At 69.1% G+C, this 1,947-nt stretch carries 2 protein-coding genes; both read left to right on the top strand.

Features of this window, described 5'->3' with window-relative positions; translation table 11 throughout:
• Positions 1 to 264 precede the first annotated feature (264 nt).
• Positions 265 to 834 carry an HdeD family acid-resistance protein gene (locus B2284_RS08890; RefSeq protein ID WP_082740578.1) on the top strand — a complete coding sequence of 190 codons (570 nt, stop codon included), beginning with the start codon at positions 265 to 267 and terminating at the stop codon, positions 832 to 834.
• 245 nt (positions 835 to 1,079) lie between these two features.
• Complete coding sequence (locus B2284_RS08885) at positions 1,080 to 1,931, top strand: PIG-L deacetylase family protein (protein WP_006945163.1); 852 nt, start codon at positions 1,080 to 1,082, stop codon at positions 1,929 to 1,931.
• The last annotated feature ends 16 nt before the right edge of the window (positions 1,932 to 1,947 follow it).

Genomic DNA, 1,947 nt, shown 5'->3' with positions numbered 1-1,947 from the left:
GGACGGCGGCCGCGTCGTCGTCGCGGGGTCGCCGGCCGACGTCGCGGCAGACGACAACAGCGCGACGGCGCCCTACTTGCGTGAGGTGATCGAGAAAGTCCTGCAGTGACAGCTCGGCCGCGAGCTATGGCCTGGGCCGGGTGAGTCTGTAGGGCATGTCCTGCTTCCAGGGTTCGCCCATGAGCTTGTGGGACAATCGGGATGTGGGGCGGGAGGCACACACCGAGCGCTTTCTCGTGACCCACCCGTCGCGAAGGAGTTACTATGAGCCTCGAAGGCACCATCGTCGAGACACCGCTGTATCGTCTCGCCACGCACGCGTGGAAGGCGATCGCTGGCGTCGGCGCGGTGAGCATCATCGTCGGTCTGATCGCCCTGATCTGGCCGGGGCCGACCACCGTCGTCATCGGTGTGCTGTTCGGCATCTTTCTGCTGCTGAGCGGCCTCATGGGGCTGTTCGTCGGGTTGGCGGTGCCGATGCCGGGGTTCGTGCGCGCTGCATCCTTGCTCGTGTCCGCGTTGTCGGTCGTGCTCGGTCTGCTCTGCTTCCGCAGCGAGACGCACTCCGTCACTCTGCTCGGGCTGTGGATCGGCATCGGCTGGATCATGAACTCGATGACGATGCTCGCCCGCGGCCTTTCGACGAAGGGCCAGGGCCGCGGGTGGGTCATCGTCTCCAGCGTCATCGGCATTCTCGCGGGCATCGTGCTCGTCGCCTCGCCCATCTCGTCCATGGCGACCCTCGTCTGGATCGCGGGTGTGTTCCTGCTCGTCACCGGCATCGTCGAGATCATCCGCGCGATGCAGCTGCGTCGCCGCGCACGCTCCCTCTGACGAGCCTCGTCCTCGACGCGAGAGCCCCCCGGCGCACGAGCCGGGGGGCTCCGGCGTGTTCCCGGCGGGTGCGGTGGCTGGTCACGTGACGCAGACGGCCGCCCGGTAGGCACGCCCTCGATCGTCGCAGCGCCGACTCGTGGAGTGCACGCAGGCCGGGATCGCGGGTCGCCGCGGCCACAGATCGTCCTCGCGCGCCGGTCACGATTGCGGTTGATGCCGCCGGATGGCGGAAACTATGGGGCGTGTCGACGATTCTCTTCTTCCACGCCCACCCTGATGACGAAGCGAGCCAGACCTCGGGGGCGATGGCGCGAGCCGTTTCCGAGGGACATCGTGTCGTCGTCGTGTATGCGACCAACGGTGATCACGGGGATGCCCCCGACGACCTCGCGCCCGGCGAGAGCGTCGTCGATCGACGACGCACCGAGGCCGCCGGGTCGGCGCAGGTGCTCGGCACGGCGCGCGTCGCGTGGCTCGACTACGCCGACTCCGGCATGACGGGGTGGGAGCAGAACGCCGGCGAGAAGGCGTTCCACGGCGCCGACCTCACCGAAGCGGGCCAGCGGCTCGCCGACATCCTCGACGAAGAGGCCCCCGACGTCGTCGTCGGTTACGACTGGCATGGCGGGTACGGCCACCCCGACCACGTCAAGGTGCACCCGGTGATGCACCGGGCGCTCGAGCTGACGCGCGAGACGCCGAGGCTTTTCGAATCGACGATGAACCGCGATCGCATGCGCGTCATGTATCGCAAGGCCGTCGAGGCGGGCGTCTACCCCGAGGGGGAGGGGTTCAACCCCGATCAGCCCATGGACGACGGCAACCCGCTCGGCCTGCCCGAGCGCGAGATCTCGTTCTACGTCGACGTCACGCCCTGGCTCGAGAACAAGCGCGCGGCGCTCGCAGCGCACGCCTCGCAGTCGGACGCGCGCGGCATCCTCGAGATGCCTGACGAGGTCTTCCCGCTCGCGTTCGGGCGGGAGCACTACGTTGACGTCGCGGCGATGGAGGCGTCAGGCATCCCGCCGCTCGACGGCCACGCCCACGGCGCGCGCCCCGACGGCGAGCCGCTGCCGGAGGGCTGGTTCTTCTGAGCCCCCGCTCCCTGCA

The organism is Dermacoccus sp. UBA1591, from assembly GCF_002322065.1.
In the GTDB taxonomy this organism is placed as follows: Bacteria; Actinomycetota; Actinomycetes; order Actinomycetales; family Dermatophilaceae; genus Dermacoccus; species Dermacoccus nishinomiyaensis.
Note: the sequence above shows the minus strand (reverse complement) of the source record. Positions and strands in the feature narration are given on the sequence as shown.

Excerpts from the sequence above, each read along its gene's own strand:
- B2284_RS08890 (WP_082740578.1), top strand. The coding sequence starts at position 265 with ATGAGCCTCGAAGGCACCATCGTCGAGACACCGCTGTATCGTCTCGCC.